Source organism: Bacillus sp. JZ109 (genome assembly GCF_053903135.1).
In genome coordinates, this window is sequence record NZ_CP096388.1 from 1,574,814 (window position 1) to 1,589,512 (window position 14,699).

16 protein-coding genes and 2 pseudogenes are annotated in these 14,699 nt (G+C 36.1%); 16 read left to right on the plus strand and 2 right to left on the minus strand.

The genetic code is table 11. The features are described from left to right. The first annotated feature begins 155 nt into the window (after window positions 1-155). Window positions 156-1,010: an aminoglycoside 6-adenylyltransferase AadK gene (aadK, locus tag M1D94_RS08155; protein WP_046381214.1), complete on the plus strand. Its 855-nt coding sequence runs from the start codon at window positions 156-158 to the stop codon at window positions 1,008-1,010. A gap of 227 nt (window positions 1,011-1,237) precedes the next feature. Continuing rightward, window positions 1,238-1,741 (plus strand): DinB family protein, encoded by a 504-nt coding sequence (locus M1D94_RS08160; protein ID WP_153256939.1) that lies wholly within the window; start codon window positions 1,238-1,240, stop codon window positions 1,739-1,741. 232 nt (window positions 1,742-1,973) lie between these two features. Here the strand turns inward: M1D94_RS08160 and M1D94_RS08165 are convergent. Further along, a pseudogene (locus M1D94_RS08165) lies at window positions 1,974-2,099 on the minus strand (TetR-like C-terminal domain-containing protein); the annotation flags it as partial. Window positions 2,100-2,574: 475 nt separating this feature from the next. On the opposite strand from M1D94_RS08165, the gene M1D94_RS08170 reads away from it, so the two are divergent. The 12 genes and pseudogenes from M1D94_RS08170 to M1D94_RS08225 all read left to right on the plus strand — a co-directional run bounded on the left by M1D94_RS08170 (window position 2,575) and on the right by M1D94_RS08225 (window position 12,317). Next, entirely contained in the window at window positions 2,575-2,946 is a 372-nt protein-coding gene (locus tag M1D94_RS08170) for a YrdB family protein (RefSeq protein WP_072174161.1), read from the plus strand. A gap of 230 nt (window positions 2,947-3,176) precedes the next feature. Further along, entirely contained in the window at window positions 3,177-3,743 is a 567-nt protein-coding gene (locus M1D94_RS08175; RefSeq protein WP_019712537.1) for a cysteine hydrolase family protein, read from the plus strand. A gap of 130 nt (window positions 3,744-3,873) precedes the next feature. Continuing rightward, a complete protein-coding gene (locus tag M1D94_RS08180; protein WP_214284199.1) occupies window positions 3,874-4,155 on the plus strand; it encodes a hypothetical protein in 282 nt (93 codons plus the stop codon). 255 nt (window positions 4,156-4,410) lie between these two features. Beyond that, on the plus strand, window positions 4,411-5,643 hold the full coding sequence (locus M1D94_RS08185) for a cytochrome P450 family protein (RefSeq protein WP_456270499.1): 1,233 nt from the start codon (window positions 4,411-4,413) through the stop codon (window positions 5,641-5,643). Between the two features lie 269 nt (window positions 5,644-5,912). Next, entirely contained in the window at window positions 5,913-6,188 is a 276-nt protein-coding gene (locus tag M1D94_RS08190) for a barstar family protein (RefSeq protein WP_017697606.1), read from the plus strand. Between the two features lie 323 nt (window positions 6,189-6,511). Then, complete coding sequence (gene azlB, locus M1D94_RS08195) at window positions 6,512-6,985, plus strand: azlBCD operon transcriptional regulator AzlB (protein WP_021480168.1); 474 nt, start codon at window positions 6,512-6,514, stop codon at window positions 6,983-6,985. A 12-nt stretch (window positions 6,986-6,997) separates the two neighbouring features. Continuing rightward, window positions 6,998-7,762 (plus strand): azaleucine resistance protein AzlC, encoded by a 765-nt coding sequence (gene azlC, locus M1D94_RS08200; RefSeq protein ID WP_456270500.1) that lies wholly within the window; start codon window positions 6,998-7,000, stop codon window positions 7,760-7,762. Further along, window positions 7,759-8,091 carry a branched-chain amino acid transporter AzlD gene (azlD, locus tag M1D94_RS08205; RefSeq protein ID WP_003245988.1) on the plus strand — a complete coding sequence of 111 codons (333 nt, stop codon included), beginning with the start codon at window positions 7,759-7,761 and terminating at the stop codon, window positions 8,089-8,091. The genes azlC and azlD overlap by 4 nt, the downstream gene beginning before the upstream one ends. A gap of 164 nt (window positions 8,092-8,255) precedes the next feature. Beyond that, window positions 8,256-9,578 carry a branched-chain amino acid transport system II carrier protein gene (gene brnQ, locus M1D94_RS08210; protein ID WP_077671561.1) on the plus strand — a complete coding sequence of 441 codons (1,323 nt, stop codon included), beginning with the start codon at window positions 8,256-8,258 and terminating at the stop codon, window positions 9,576-9,578. Window positions 9,579-9,774: 196 nt separating this feature from the next. After that, window positions 9,775-9,969, plus strand: a pseudogene (locus tag M1D94_RS08215) (tautomerase family protein); the annotation flags it as partial. A gap of 275 nt (window positions 9,970-10,244) precedes the next feature. Beyond that, window positions 10,245-11,192: a CDF family zinc transporter CzcD gene (gene czcD / locus M1D94_RS08220; RefSeq protein ID WP_021480165.1), complete on the plus strand. Its 948-nt coding sequence runs from the start codon at window positions 10,245-10,247 to the stop codon at window positions 11,190-11,192. Window positions 11,193-11,279: 87 nt separating this feature from the next. Further along, window positions 11,280-12,317, plus strand: a complete 1,038-nt coding sequence (locus tag M1D94_RS08225; RefSeq protein WP_029318140.1) for a flavin-containing monooxygenase — start codon at window positions 11,280-11,282, stop codon at window positions 12,315-12,317. A 119-nt stretch (window positions 12,318-12,436) separates the two neighbouring features. Here M1D94_RS08225 and czcR read toward each other — a convergent pair whose 3' ends face one another. Further along, on the minus strand, window positions 12,437-13,303 hold the full coding sequence (gene czcR, locus M1D94_RS08230; RefSeq protein WP_014480355.1) for a LysR family transcriptional regulator CzcR: 867 nt from the start codon (window positions 13,301-13,303) through the stop codon (window positions 12,437-12,439). Window positions 13,304-13,428: 125 nt separating this feature from the next. Between czcR and M1D94_RS08235 the strand changes: the two genes are divergently transcribed. Next, the gene (locus tag M1D94_RS08235) at window positions 13,429-14,394 is read left to right on the plus strand and encodes a DMT family transporter (protein WP_038829688.1); all 966 of its coding nucleotides are present in this window, start codon (window positions 13,429-13,431) and stop codon (window positions 14,392-14,394) included. Between the two features lie 17 nt (window positions 14,395-14,411). After that, window positions 14,412-14,555: a YrzO family protein gene (locus M1D94_RS08240; protein WP_014477437.1), complete on the plus strand. Its 144-nt coding sequence runs from the start codon at window positions 14,412-14,414 to the stop codon at window positions 14,553-14,555. Window positions 14,556-14,699 lie beyond the last annotated feature (144 nt).

Here is a 14,699-nt window from a genome sequence, read left to right on the forward strand (position 1 = left end):
CTTGCATCTTAATTTTGAATGATATATAGAAGGACTTCATGTAAAATAAAGCTTAGAAGAATACATCACATTCAAGAGTAAAAAAATCTATAAGACGTACAGATCAATATTCGGTTTTACAGTTAGATATTAAGGCTGAAACGGAGGAACATGCGATGCGAAGTGAGCAGGAAATGATGGACATTTTCTTGGACTTTGCTTTGAACGATGAGAGAATCCGATTGGTCACTTTGGAAGGGTCACGTACAAACAGAAATATCCCTCCTGACAACTTCCAAGATTATGACATCTCGTATTTTGTAACTGATGTAGAATCTTTTAAAGAAAATGATCAGTGGCTCGAAATCTTTGGGAAGCGCATTATGATGCAAAAACCAGAAGATATGGAGCTTTTTCCTCCCGAATTAGGTAATTGGTTTTCATACATCATTCTTTTTGAGGATGGCAACAAATTAGATCTAACTCTTATTCCAATTCGTGAAGCAGAAGATTATTTTGCTAATAACGATGGTTTGGTTAAGGTATTGCTCGATAAGGATTCGTTCATCAACTATAAAGTGACCCCAAATGATCGCCAATACTGGATGAAAAAGCCGACTGCAAGGGAATTTGATGATTGCTGTAATGAGTTCTGGATGGTTTCGACTTACGTAGTAAAAGGACTAGCAAGAAATGAAATCCTTTTTGCCATTGACCATTTAAATGAAATTGTACGTCCTAATTTATTGAGAATGATGGCCTGGCATATCGCATCTCAGAAAGGGTATTCATTTAGTATGGGGAAGAACTATAAATTTATGAAGCGGTACCTTTCAAATAAAGAATGGGAGGAACTCATGTCTACATATTCTGTGAATGGGTATCAGGAAATGTGGAAGTCTTTATTTACTTGCTATGCATTATTTAGAAAGTATTCAAAAGCTGTATCAGAAAGTCTTGCATATAAGTATCCTGATTACGATGAAGGCATCACTAAGTATACGGAAGGTATTTATTGCTCAGTAAAGTGATAAGAATATAGGATTGTCTTCATATGATATTTGATTCTCGCTGACAATGGAGACCAAGGAGTCACCATGTTTGTAAAAAGATGCGTAAATCGTTATGTTTAAGAATGTCTACGCATTTTACTATAATTATTCTTGTCCAAAATTTTTTGTTCTTTTTAACGAAACGAGGCATTATAATTAACCTATAGGCACATTGAAAAAACAAAAGAATAAAAAGGAGGATTTTTGTGTTTCAAACCTTAGACCATTTTTTGAAATCTTGGGAGTTCGAAGCAGATGCTACACAGAAACTATTAAATAGTCTAACTGATGAATCACTTAAACAAGAAATAACTTCACAAAATTGGACTCTAGGCCGTATTGCCTGGCACACTGTTGCTGCCATTCGCATCATTACCTCAAACACAGACTTAACGTTCCATGCCCCAGCTGAAGATTATCCTGTTCCAACTTCGGCTCAGTTTATAGCTGACAGCTATTATCAAGCCAGTAATGCATTTGTACAGGCATTAAAAACCCAATGGACTGACCATACACTTCAAGAACGTATCAACTTTATCGGACAACAATTGCCTAACGGTTCACTTTTGATGTTTTTAATTCAACATCAAAATCACCATCGGGGACAAATGACTGTTCTTATGAGACAAGCAGGTTTAACTGTTCCAGGTATTTATGGTCCAGCAAAAGAAGAATGGGCAAAATTTGGTTTGGAAGCCCCGAAAATGTAATCAACCTTTTTATAAAAAAGTTACGCTATGACAACATATAAGAAGATGTTTTGATCTATCTTTTTTCAAAACATGTTCTTTTTTTTGTTCGTTTACCAATGATAAGAACATATTCGAATCATTTTTATTCCAAATCATTTCAAATGACAACGTTCTTCCGCTTTATTGTTGGCCTATTCCCAACGATGTAAGTATAATTTTTAATGCTGTCAAATCTTCTAGGAACACATATCTATAGATTCCTTTCTAACAAAACCCCCACTTTTTCTGCCATCACTCGAGGTGGGTAAGGCATTTCATTTTTCAACCACCATTCGACTACTCCTACGTATGCATTTGCAACAAATTCAGCAACGATCTATGGTTCAGAAATTCCAATGAAACATTCAGGTGTTGCTCAATTTCGACTAGAAGCAGCTGCGCCAAAAGGAAGCCTATTGGAAGAGTCTAGCTAAGTTGCAACAAATGGATACAAGAGGGGAACGTCTTCTCAAAAGGGAAGGTAGTGTATTACTGTAATTCATACAATGAGTAAAGCCTCCCAGGTATAATCTTTACTTCGTTCGACAAATTCTGCAAATTGTAGACAACTTCCTGATTATTTGGATAATTAACTGGATAGGAGGGAAAAAGTTGTCATATTTCATTATACTTATCATCGTTCTATTATCGGAGCATTGGTAACAGCAGCAGTCGGTATCATCTCTTCAAAAGTAGAGGTAATCTCGCCGAAAACTACAATAGAATCTAAAGAGGAAGAACAGAAAAGTTTTTATACGCTGAAATAAAGCAGAGAAAGAGCATCTCCTACGGGGGTGTTTTTTATAGAGGAGTTGGAAAAACTGAATCAGACTAATTTACTTTTAAGATTCACCCTTGAAATCGCTGCACTAATCTCCTTAGGGGTGTTTGCTTGGATAAGCTTTAATGGTTATTTTAAATATGTTTTAACTTGGGTTTTACCTATTGCAGTTATGATTGTCTGGTCTGTATTTGCAGTACCTAATGATCCTAGTCGAAGTGGACAAACTGTAATAGCTGTAAACGGGGTAACAAGGTTAGTTATTGAATTATTGATCTTTGCAATGGCTGTTGCAGCGCTTTATTTTAGTCATTTAAAACCAGTTGGTATCGTCTTTTTATGTCTAATAATACTCCACTACATCTTTTCAGCTGAGCGTATCAAATGGCTTCTAAATCAATAGTTTTTCATTTCGGCACTCGTTATTAGAGTGCTTTTTATCATTCTCTGTAGAGCCAGTGATTCTCAGATTAGATTATTGAAGGTTAACGGCTTGGGCACAGTTGCAGTTTAGAACGCATTTTCCAATAAAGAAGGCGCTCATTTGAAATTCATCATTAAACAATTGTACAAAAGTAAAATTTGTATTTAGAATGTAGTAATAAATAGAAATTCTACATAGGAGGGTATCTTGTGGAAGAAAAGAAAAAAGCTTTAATCATTGTGGATGTACAAAAAGCCTTCGATGATAAAAAATGGGGGGAACGGAATAACGTAAAGGCGGAAGAAAACATTAGTAAAATACTAAAATTATGGAGAGAAAAAGGATGGACAGTCATATACATACAACACACTTCTGATAAACCTCATTCTTTATTCCATCCAAAGAATGAAGGGTTTGCGATAAAGGAAATAGTTAAGCCTATGGATGAAGAAGTCATTATAACCAAGACAGTAAATAGCAGCTTTATTGGTACGAATTTAGAAGAATTCTTAAAATTAAATGAAATAAACACTGTAGTCATAACTGGTTTAACCACGCCTCACTGTGTATCAACCACCACAAGAATGAGTGGTAATTTAGGGTTTGATACATACCTGATTTCAGATGCAACAGCAGCCTTCGGAATGAGAGACCAAAATGATACATATTATGATGCGGCGACTATTCATAATATATCTCTAGCTACATTGCATGATGAATTTGCCACAATATTGACAACTGATCAATTAATAAATGATTTTATAAAAACTCACTGATGAAAAACATTTTGGCACAGTAAAACGGCAGGCGCCTTTCCAATAGGAAGGGCGCTTTAATTCGATTTCCTGCTTTACTGCTCAGAGGAGATGTATCAATGTTTCTTTATCGACAAGCAAGGGCAGATGAATGAAGCAAAGTGGCAAAGCTTTTCAATTAATATTCTTTTATGGATTTACTCGTAAAACGAGAAAAAAAGATCATTCATTTATTTTTGAAATGCATAAAGTACTGACAAGAGCATATTTTAAAAAGCATTTCTTTTTTGTTGACATTCAGAATGGTGAAATGGTTGTTGCTGCTCTATTAAAACATTGTGATAAACCAGACATTAACTTGATCGATTATATAGCAGCAGGGGGGATAACAAAATGGGGGATCCTCAGTATTGAACATGTTGACGGTGACTAATGAGGCTGAAAAATCTTCCAAATCCTTATAAGAGCCGGCATGGTATTTAGAAGTATTAGGAGTTTCGCCATCTTATCAGGGAAAGAGTTTGGGCAGCAAAATGATTAATGACTGTCTCATATCTTTTATTTCAAAATGCGGGGCGGCATCTTGGCCCTTATCACGAATGCTGATCTCAATAGATCATTTTACAAATCGTATTGATTTTATATTTAAAGATTATCTTAACCTTTCATAAAGATGGAGGTCGAATGAATGTCTTCAAAAGAAAAAAAAAGTGTAACCATTTTGACGGAAAGTCAATTGTCTTCGAGAGCATTTAAAGATGAAGCGTATGAATTTTATAAAGAAGTGCGAAAATCACAGCCTCTCTACCCATTATCTTTAGGAGCTCTGGGGAAAGGCTGGCTCATATCGAGATATGATGATGCAATATATTTATTAAAGAATGAAAAATTAAAGAAAAACTATGAAAATGTATTTACCGCAAAAGAAAAACGTCCTGCTCTATTGAAGAATGAAGAGTCTTTAACAAAACATATGCTTAATTCAGATCCCCCTGATCACAACCGCTTGCGAACTCTTGTTCAAAAAGCATTTACGCATCGGATGATTTTGCAGTTGGAAGACAAAATCCAGCATATCGCAGATTCTTTATTGGATAAAGTGCAGCCCAACAAATTCATGAACCTAGTAGACGATTATGCGTTTCCATTGCCGATTATCGTGATAAGTGAAATGCTCGGCATTCCCTTGGAAGATCGTCAAAAATTCAGAGTGTGGTCGCAAGCAATTATTGATTTTTCAGATGCCCCTGAAAGACTTCAGGAGAATGACCACTTGTTAGGGGAGTTTGTTGAATATCTGGAATCCTTAGTTCGCAAAAAAAGGAGAGAACCTGCAGGAGATTTAATCAGTGCATTAATTCAAGCGGAAAGTGAAGGCACACAATTAAGTACAGAAGAATTGTACTCGATGATTATGCTGCTTATCGTTGCAGGTCATGAAACAACCGTAAACTTAATCACCAATATGACATATGCTCTGATGTGTCACGGTGATCAATTTGAAAAGCTCCGCCAGCAGCCAGACTTGATGAATTCAGCCATAGAAGAAGCATTGCGGTTTCACAGCCCTGTTGAGCTAACGACAATTCGCTGGACGGCTGAACCGTTTATACTGCATGGACAGGAGATTAAACGGAAAGATGTGATCATCATTTCTTTAGCATCAGCAAACCGTGATGAGAAGATATTTCCAAATGCCGACATATTTGATATTGAAAGAAAGAACAACCGCCATATTGCTTTTGGCCATGGCAATCATTTTTACCTTGGTGCACAGTTAGCCCGCTTAGAAGCCAAGATTGCGATTTCCACCTTATTACGCCGCTGTCCAAATATACAGTTAAAAGGCGAAAAGGAACAAATGAAATGGAAAGGGAATTTTCTGATGAGAGCACTCGAAGAATTGCCGCTTAGTTTTTAATTTTTTGGGGATATGTGATTTTCAAACATACTCGTTTTACTCCTCAATTAGATTAAACGATAGTAAAGCTGTAACATAAAAATTTGATATGATAGCTTTTCAAAAACAAAGTTTAGCATTATTTATGCCTACCGGGCATGAAAATGTCTTGCAAACACCAATAGTTTCCCCCTATCGGTGTTTTTTATTTGTTTTCAGCCTCATTTGGACAAACAGCTGTTACATAGTAAACGTTTGTTAAGATAAAATAATGGAGGGCATTGTTTCTAATGAGAAAAATAATGATAGATGGAAGAGACTTTGAAAATATAGAAGTTTTACATGATGTTTTAAAAGATAAATTAGACTTCCCAAACTACTATGGGAGAAATTTAGACGCTTTATGGGATTGCCTGACAGGGTGGGTGGATTTGCCGCTCACTTTAGTCTTGATAAATTTTGAGTTTAGTAAAAAGTTTTTAGGTTCATACGCTGATGATGTATTAGAAGTTTTACTAGAGGCTCAAGAGGAATTAGAGGACGAGTTTAAAATAATAATAGAGTAGACTTTCTGTTTTGTGAATTTTAACAGTTTTCGTTCGCAGAAAAAGGCAATAGGGCACCACAAATTAAAATTTCGGTGAGACCGCAATAACTTTTTGGCTTCTGATAAGTTTCTTATGATGTTGGTATCAAGTCACACAAGTCCCATGACTTCTTTCTAATGTAAGTTAATTTCATTATGAGTTAATCGCGAGGATAATTTTATTCTGTGAATAACATTTTAAAAGGATTTAAATTTAAATAATATTTGATTAACGAATAAAAATTCGTTATTATTTAAATTGGATGAAATATAATTCTGTTAAGTTGTATTGGGGGTTATCAAATGAGTATTATGCTTGATGAAACTGATAAGGCCATTTTAAGAGAATTGCAGGAAGATGCTTCAATATCAAATTTAAATTTATCTAAGAAAATTGGGCTTTCACCATCAGCTTGCCTTGCAAGAACAAAGAACCTAGTAGAAGCAGGTATAATTAAAAAGTTTACGACTATTGTTGATGAGAAAAAACTTGGAATCGAAGTCACAGCACTAGCTCTCATCAACTTATCACCCTTAAATAGGGAGACAATTCATTCATTTTTAGAGGATATAAACAAATTCCCACAGGTTCAAGAATGCTACACACTTACAGGAAGCCATGACTATATGCTTAAGATTGTGGCGAAGGACATGGAGAGTTATCGGAATTTTATCATTGATTCATTAATGCAGAACCCTGCTATTAGTGGAGTTGACACAAGCATAGTCATGAGTACAGAAAAAAGAACTGTCAGTGTGCCAATTGATGAAATGTAGGAGGTTGTTGATTTGAATAAAAATAAAGAATCGTTACATTTAAGCTCTCCTGCTATAAACACTCATCTGAATAAGAGAGGTCAAATATGGGCTGCATTTCGTTCTGCATTCCCATATACAATTCCGATTTTTGCGGGGTTTTTATTTTTGGGGATAGCTTATGGAATCTTTATGCATTCTTTGGGATTTAGCGCAATCTATCCAATCATCATGAGTTTTATGATATTTGCGGGCTCAATGGAGTTTGTTGCAGCGAATTTTTTACTTGGTGCGTTCAACCCTATGAATGCTCTTTTTTTGACGTTAATGGTCAATGCCCGGCATTTGTTTTATGGAATTTCCATGTTGGATAAGTACAGAGGGACTGGAAAGAAAAAGCTCTATCTGATTTTCGGAATGTGCGATGAATCATTTTCTATCAATTATACCGCTAATGTTCCGGCGAATGTTGACAAGGGCTGGTTTATGTTTTTTGTGACACTGCTTAATCATTTATATTGGGTCGCGGGGGCAGCGATAGGAGGTATTTTTGGGTCGTACGTGAAATTTAATACCGAAGGGCTTGATTTTGTGATGACTGCTCTGTTTATTGTGATATTCATAGAACAATGGATGAAAGAAAAAAAGCATTACAGTGCTCTCACAGGACTTGGACTTTCAGTAGCCTGTCTTATCATTTTTGGCGGAAACCAATTTATTATTCCTGCTATGCTCGCCATTTTAGGGGTACTGACTGTTATGAGAAAACCATTGGAGAAAGCTGAGGTTTCCGTATGACGATGACGATGACGCAGCAAATGATCACCATTGCAATGGTCGTGCTTGGAACAATGCTGACACGGTTCCTTCCATTCATGATTTTCCCGTCTGGCAAACCGACACCGAAATATGTACAGTATCTTGGTAAAGTGCTGCCATCAGCGGTAATCGGGCTTTTGGTCATTTATTGTTTAAAAGATGTGAGTCTGCTTTCTGGAAGTCATGGCATTCCTGAATTGGTTGGGGCAGCTGCAGTTGTACTGCTTCACTTGTGGAAGAAAAATATGCTTCTTTCCATAGCGGGGGGAACCGTTGTTTATATGGTTTTGGTGCAATTGGTTTTTTAACCGATATCGGAAACTATCAAAATGATCATGCTTTTATTGAACTTGATAAAAATATATAAAACTGACACAAACTTATTTTGGAATCAACACTGCGCCAGTGCAAATAGCATCTGTAATGTTTCCTGGCTATTCAAGAAGTGTCTACTTTAATCGGAGGATATATAATGTCAAAAAAAGTGTCTGCTTCCTATATCATCATTATAGGATTAATGCTATTTGCATTGTTTTTTGGAGCAGGAAATCTCATTTTTCCGCCTATGCTTGGTCAAATGGCTGGAAAAAATGTATGGATCGCTAATGCAGGTTTCTTAGTGACCGGAGTTGGATTGCCATTACTGGCTATAACAGCATTTGTTTTTTCGGGTAAACAAAACTTACAGTCGTTAGCCAGCCGTGTTCACCCGGTGTTTGGCATTGTATTTACGACGATTCTCTATTTGGCAATCGGGCCTTTTTTCGCTATCCCGAGATCAGGAAACGTATCGTTTGAAATTGGGGTAAAACCTTTTTTATCAAATGATGCAGGCCCTGTCTCATTGATCATATTTACAATATTATTTTTCGGATTGGCATGCTTGTTATCACTTAATCCTTCAAAAATCATTGATATAGTTGGAAAATTTTTGACGCCAATTAAGCTGACATTTATCGGATTGCTTGTAGTGGTAGCTCTTATTCGCCCAATTGGAACCATTCAAGCACCATCAAAAGGGTACACATCACAAGCGTTTTTTAAAGGATTTCAGGAAGGATACCTTACTCTGGATGCTCTTGTAGCATTTGTTTTTGGAATTATCATCGTGAATGCATTGAAAGAACAAGGAGCTTCTACCAAAAAACAGCTGATGGGTGTTTGTGCAAAAGCAGCCGCGATTGCAGCTGTACTCTTAGCAGTTATGTATACAGCCCTTTCCTATATGGGGGCTTCCAGCGTTGAAGAACTGGGGATTTTAGAAAATGGAGCAGAGGTCTTGGCTAAGGTTTCATCCTATTATTTTGGATCTTATGGTTCGATCTTATTGGGCTTAATGATTACAGTGGCGTGTCTGACGACAAGTGTCGGACTGATCACAGCGTGTTCTTCATTTTTTCATGAATTATTTCCGAACATTTCTTATAAAAAAATTGCTGTCGTTTTATCAGTGTTTAGTACACTTGTCGCAAATATAGGATTAACCCAGCTCATTAAGGTGTCAATGCCTGTCTTACTGACGATGTATCCTATCGCGATTTCCTTAATATTTTTAACGTTTTTGCATTCTGTATTTAAAGGGAAGACAGAAGTGTATCAAGGCAGTTTATTATTCGCATTCATCATCAGCTTATTTGACGGTTTGAAGGAGGCGGGAATAAAAATTGAAGTTGTGAATCATATTTTCTCTCAGATTCTCCCTATGTATAACATAGGGCTGGGGTGGCTCATTCCAGCTATTGCAGGGGGAATATGCGGCTATATACTGAGTATATTCCGAACAAAAACAAGTTGATCAATCAACAGCAATATCACTCAGATCTGCAGGAAGGACAAAGTGCTTGTTCGCCGGTTGCATTGCTAATTAAATGTGTTCAACCAAATTTACAATCATCCTTCCTCTTGCTTCGCCTCTTCGTAAGGTAGGAAGAACATCCGGTAATTGATCAAGAGTTCCTTCATTCTGCACGAAATTTTCTAAATTTGCCGGCTTAAGTTCACTTTCAGTTACAAGTAAATCCCGACCGGAAGAGAAGAAACAAAAATTTTACAGGCTGTTAGCCGAAAGACTGGAATCTGAGTGTGGTATCGCATCAACTGATTTAATTGTATCTATTGTTGAAAATGATAATGCTGACTGGAGTTTTGGACTTGGGGAGGCCCAATTTTTAACAGGTAAATTGTAGTTGAATACTACCCTCAAATGCTTGATTGAAGAAAAGGATAGAGAAACTAGGTTAGTGGAGCAAACCATGGGTTTGCTCCGCTTTTTTATGTTTAATTAAGGAGGTATTGTGGATTTCTATAAAAATATTTTGACATTTCAGTAAAGAGCAGATATATTTATATATGAACACATGCTCATATATAAATATTATTTACATCATGTTAGAATGCTTCATAACAGATTTGAAATAATAAATACATATGTATTAAAAACTTTAGTTAAGGAGGAGTTTTTATGGGTCACAATCATAGTCACAATCATAATGAAGGAGCAAATAAAAAGGTTTTATTGATCTCTTTTATCATGATTACAGGTTATATGATTATAGAAGCTATAGGTGGATTTTTAACAAATAGTCTGGCGCTTTTATCTGATGCAGGCCATATGCTGAGTGATTCAATTTCATTAATGGTTGCCCTGATTGCTTTTACATTAGCTGAAAAAAAGGCAAATCACAATAAGACATTCGGCTATAAACGATTTGAGATTCTTGCAGCTGTGATAAACGGTGCTGCCTTAATTCTTATTTCTCTTTATATCATTTATGAAGCAATCGAACGCTTCTCTAATCCACCAGAAGTAGCAACAACCGGCATGCTTACAATTAGTATCATCGGGTTAGTTGTGAATCTATTGGTCGCTTGGATTATGATGAGTGGCGGAGATACAAAGAATAATCTGAATATAAGAGGAGCTTATTTACATGTAATAAGCGATATGCTCGGCTCTGTAGGTGCCATTTTAGCTGCCATACTTATCATCTTCTTTGGATGGGGCTGGGCAGATCCATTGGCTAGTATCATTGTGGCTATTCTTGTTCTAAGAAGCGGTTACAATGTGACTAAAGATTCCATTCACATCTTAATGGAAGGAACTCCAGAAAATATCGATGTCTCTGATATCATTCGTACAATTGAAGGGACAGAGGGAATTCAAAACATTCATGATTTACACATATGGTCTATCACAAGCGGATTGAATGCTCTTTCTTGCCATGCAGTTGTGGACGATCAACTGACCATTTCAGAAAGTGAAAATATTTTACGCAAAATTGAACATGAACTTGAGCATAAAGGCATTACGCACGTAACCATTCAAATGGAAACCGAAGCGCATAATCACGACAATGCGATCCTTTGTCAGCCCAAAATGGAGAAGCCGCGTGACCACCATCACCATTAAATTTTTTATCTAACTTTATAGTGAGGAGATCAACTAGCATTTTGCAGATTCTGTCTACTGACAATTTGAAATTGGCGGGGTGATAACGTGTACGACACTATCGTAATCGGGGCTGGTCAAGCAGGGATCTCGATAGGATATTATCTTAAGCAGTCCGATCAAAAGTTTATCATTTTGGATAAAAGTCATGAGGTGGGGGAGAGCTGGAAAGATCGGTATGACTCATTAGTTTTATTTACTTCTCGAATGTATAGCTCTTTGCCTGGAATGCATCTTGAAGGAGAAAAACATGGATTTCCTACAAAAAATGAAATTGTTGCTTATCTAAAGAAGTATGTTAAAAAATTTGAAATTCCAATTCAATTACGGACAGAAGTAATAAGTGTCCTAAAAATAAAGAATTATTTCTTAATAAAAACAAATCGGGAAGAATATCAAACGAAGAATCTTGTCATTGCTACAGGGCCTTTTCATACCCCTAGTATTCCATCAATATCAAAGGATTTAGCTGATCATATTAATCAACTACACTCATCACAATATAAGAATTCAAAACAATTGGCATATGGAAATGTACTAGTAGTTGGTGGTGGGAATAGTGGTGCTCAGATAGCTGTTGAATTATCCAAAGAAAGAGTTACATATTTAGCCTGTAGTAATAAACTAGTTTATTTCCCTTTAATGATCGGAAAAAGAAGCATCTTTTGGTGGTTTGATAAATTAGGAGTTTTACATGCAAGTCATACATCAATAGTAGGCAAATTCATTCAAAAGAAAGGTGATCCAGTATTTGGGCATGAATTAAAACATGCAATAAAACAGAAGGAGATCATCTTAAAAAAAAGAGTCATTGCCGCAAAGCAAAATGAAATCATTTTTAAAGATTCATCTACATTAGAAGTAAACAATATTATTTGGGCTACTGGTTTCAGGAATCCCTTATGTTGGATAAATATAAAAGGTGTTTTGGATCAAGAAGGTCGAATCATACATCATAGAGGTGTTTCACCTGTAGAAGGATTGTACTTTATAGGGTTGCCTTGGCAGCATAAGCGAGGTTCAGCGTTGCTTCAAGGCGTAGGAAATGATGCTGAATACATTGTAAAACAAATGAACGGTGGATAAACGAAGCAGAGCAGTAACTCACATGTTTACTGCTCTATTTTATTGTGAATAAGGGTAGCGAAGTGGAGATGCGCCTTCTCTTTTATTTAAGAAGTTAACATAGAAAGAGAAAAAGCACTTTAAGACATACTCATATTTTTATGTTCAACAATGGTCTTAAGGAGGCTGCGCATTGAATTTGTCAGGTACGCATCTTTATGGCGTATAAAGATTGTTGAGATACAGCTATCTTTCTCAGGCAATGGGTGGCAATAAACCTTACCTTGTGCAGCTAGATGCATAACTGCAGATTCCGGTACCACTGTTATACCGAGTCCAAGTGCAACACTATTTAAGATTGTCTCTAGGATATTAAATTCCATCATTCTGTTTGGGAGCACACCTTCATCTTTGAGCCATTGTTCAAGCCTAGACCGATACCCGCACCCCTGATTAAAAACAAGAATCGGAGTCGTTGAAAAATCCTCTATATTAAACGTTTTGTTACTGGTTACTAGAGTAAGTTTTTCAGTATAAACATCATACTGTTCCAGAATAGAATGTTTCAAAGGGCCTGAAATAAAAGCTCCGTCTAATTCGTGATTCATGACCTTTTTAATAAGTTCCTCTGTTAGACCAGCCTGCAATGATAAATCCACATTAGGATACTTTTTATAATAGGAAGCTATGATGGTCGGTAGTATCCTCACTGTTTCCACTGTACCGATTTTTAATATTCCAGATGGTATTTCAGTATCTAGAAAGACCTGCTCCAGTTCTTCAACATCTTTCAAAATTTTGTTAACGTATTCAATCATTTTTCGGCCCTCTGGGCTTAGTGAAACCCCTTTTTTATGGCGATTGAAAAGAGGTGTTTTGAGCTCATTCTCTAATTGCTTAATCCGCGCAGTTACATTAGATTGTACATAATTTAACTCTTTTGCAGCACCGGTAATACTCTTGTGATGGGCTACGCATTTGAAAATTTGTAAGTCTCGCAGTTCCATGAAGATCCCCCCTTCATTAAAGTATCATTATCAATGATGTTTTTCATCACTTTTGTTCATTTTACTTGATGCTTACTTCTTTTTATAATTCTCATTGTAATTTTAAAGAAAAGGAGGGGAATTCAATGAAAAAAAGTCAATTATTCATTGGTGCCCTTACATGTTTAGTGGCAAGTATGTCTTGGGGCGCGATGTTTCCAGTTGCAGATCATGCATTAGAATTTATTGATCCGTTTTATTTTTCATTTATTCGCTACGGTGTGGTAACAATTATGTTAGTGATTTTATTATTAGTGAGAGAAGGAAAAAAATCATTTCATTTAGAGGGTAAAGCAAAATGGATCATTTTATTTGGGGTGATGGCGTTTACTGTATACAATGTTCTTATTTTTTTAGGTCAAAGGTTGATGGGGAAGTCTGGAATTATGACAGCGTCCATTGCCGAGGCACTCATGCCGATGCTTTCAATTGTTATTTTATGGGGATATAAACATGTGAAACCTAAAAAATACACAATGATCAGTATATTGATTGCCTTTTTGGGGGCTTCGATGGTCATAACCAAAGGTAATATAAGTTTCTTTTTTTCATTAGGGGATCATCTATTCTCGCTACTCTTTATATTCATTGGTGTTTTAGGATGGGTTGTCTACACAATGGGGGGACAGTTATTCCAAGAGTGGTCCACACTTCGTTATTCAACATTGACATGTTTATTCGGCACAGCTATAACAGGAATCATGACAGCTATACTTACCGCGCAAGGTTACGTGTCGGTACCGAGTATTAAAGTAGTTGCAGCAATTAAGTATGATTTTTTATTTATGATTACTTTACCAGGTATCATAGCCCTCCTTAGTTGGAACTATGGCATTAAAATCCTATCATCCATTAACGGGATTTTATTTATTAACTTTGTCCCCATCACTACATTGTTAATCATGGTGATCAAAGGATATAACATAACTGCTTTTGATATAGTAGGAACACTGTTTGTCATTATTGGACTCATTTTAAATAACATATATCAGCGTAAGGAAGATTATAAGCAGGTATTGCAAAAAGAAAAAACACATTTGACTATCACTTAGACGGTGGGGGATTTAAAATGTTTGAAGGTTTATTGTTTTTCATTTCAGCTGGAATTGTCTGTGAACTTGCTGCAATTAATAGAAATGGCCGCAAAAATATAAAGCAACAGGCGGAATTGATTCAAATTTTAAAAGAAAACCTTAATAAAGACATTAAATAAATCAAGACGGTTGGATATTATTGAAACACACCAGAAAATTCAGGTGTGTTTTTATTTTGCTTTCTATTTTAAGTCTTAAAACGTCACCAATCGCTAGTTAAATACTATGGGAACCATTCTTCATACGGAAAAAGATGATTATTT

Coding starts and splice junctions, on each gene's coding strand:
- czcR (WP_014480355.1), bottom strand. CDS start 13,303: ATGGAACTGCGAGACTTACAAATTTTCAAATGCGTAGCCCATCACAAG.
- aadK (WP_046381214.1), top strand. CDS start 156: ATGCGAAGTGAGCAGGAAATGATGGACATTTTCTTGGACTTTGCTTTG.
- M1D94_RS08185 (WP_456270499.1), top strand. CDS start 4,411: ATGTCTTCAAAAGAAAAAAAAAGTGTAACCATTTTGACGGAAAGTCAA.
- brnQ (WP_077671561.1), top strand. CDS start 8,256: ATGTCAAAAAAAGTGTCTGCTTCCTATATCATCATTATAGGATTAATG.
- azlD (WP_003245988.1), top strand. CDS start 7,759: ATGACGATGACGATGACGCAGCAAATGATCACCATTGCAATGGTCGTG.
- M1D94_RS08240 (WP_014477437.1), top strand. CDS start 14,412: ATGTTTGAAGGTTTATTGTTTTTCATTTCAGCTGGAATTGTCTGTGAA.
- czcD (WP_021480165.1), top strand. CDS start 10,245: ATGGGTCACAATCATAGTCACAATCATAATGAAGGAGCAAATAAAAAG.
- azlB (WP_021480168.1), top strand. CDS start 6,512: ATGAGTATTATGCTTGATGAAACTGATAAGGCCATTTTAAGAGAATTG.
- M1D94_RS08235 (WP_038829688.1), top strand. CDS start 13,429: ATGAAAAAAAGTCAATTATTCATTGGTGCCCTTACATGTTTAGTGGCA.
- M1D94_RS08190 (WP_017697606.1), top strand. CDS start 5,913: ATGAGAAAAATAATGATAGATGGAAGAGACTTTGAAAATATAGAAGTT.
- M1D94_RS08180 (WP_214284199.1), top strand. CDS start 3,874: ATGAAGCAAAGTGGCAAAGCTTTTCAATTAATATTCTTTTATGGATTT.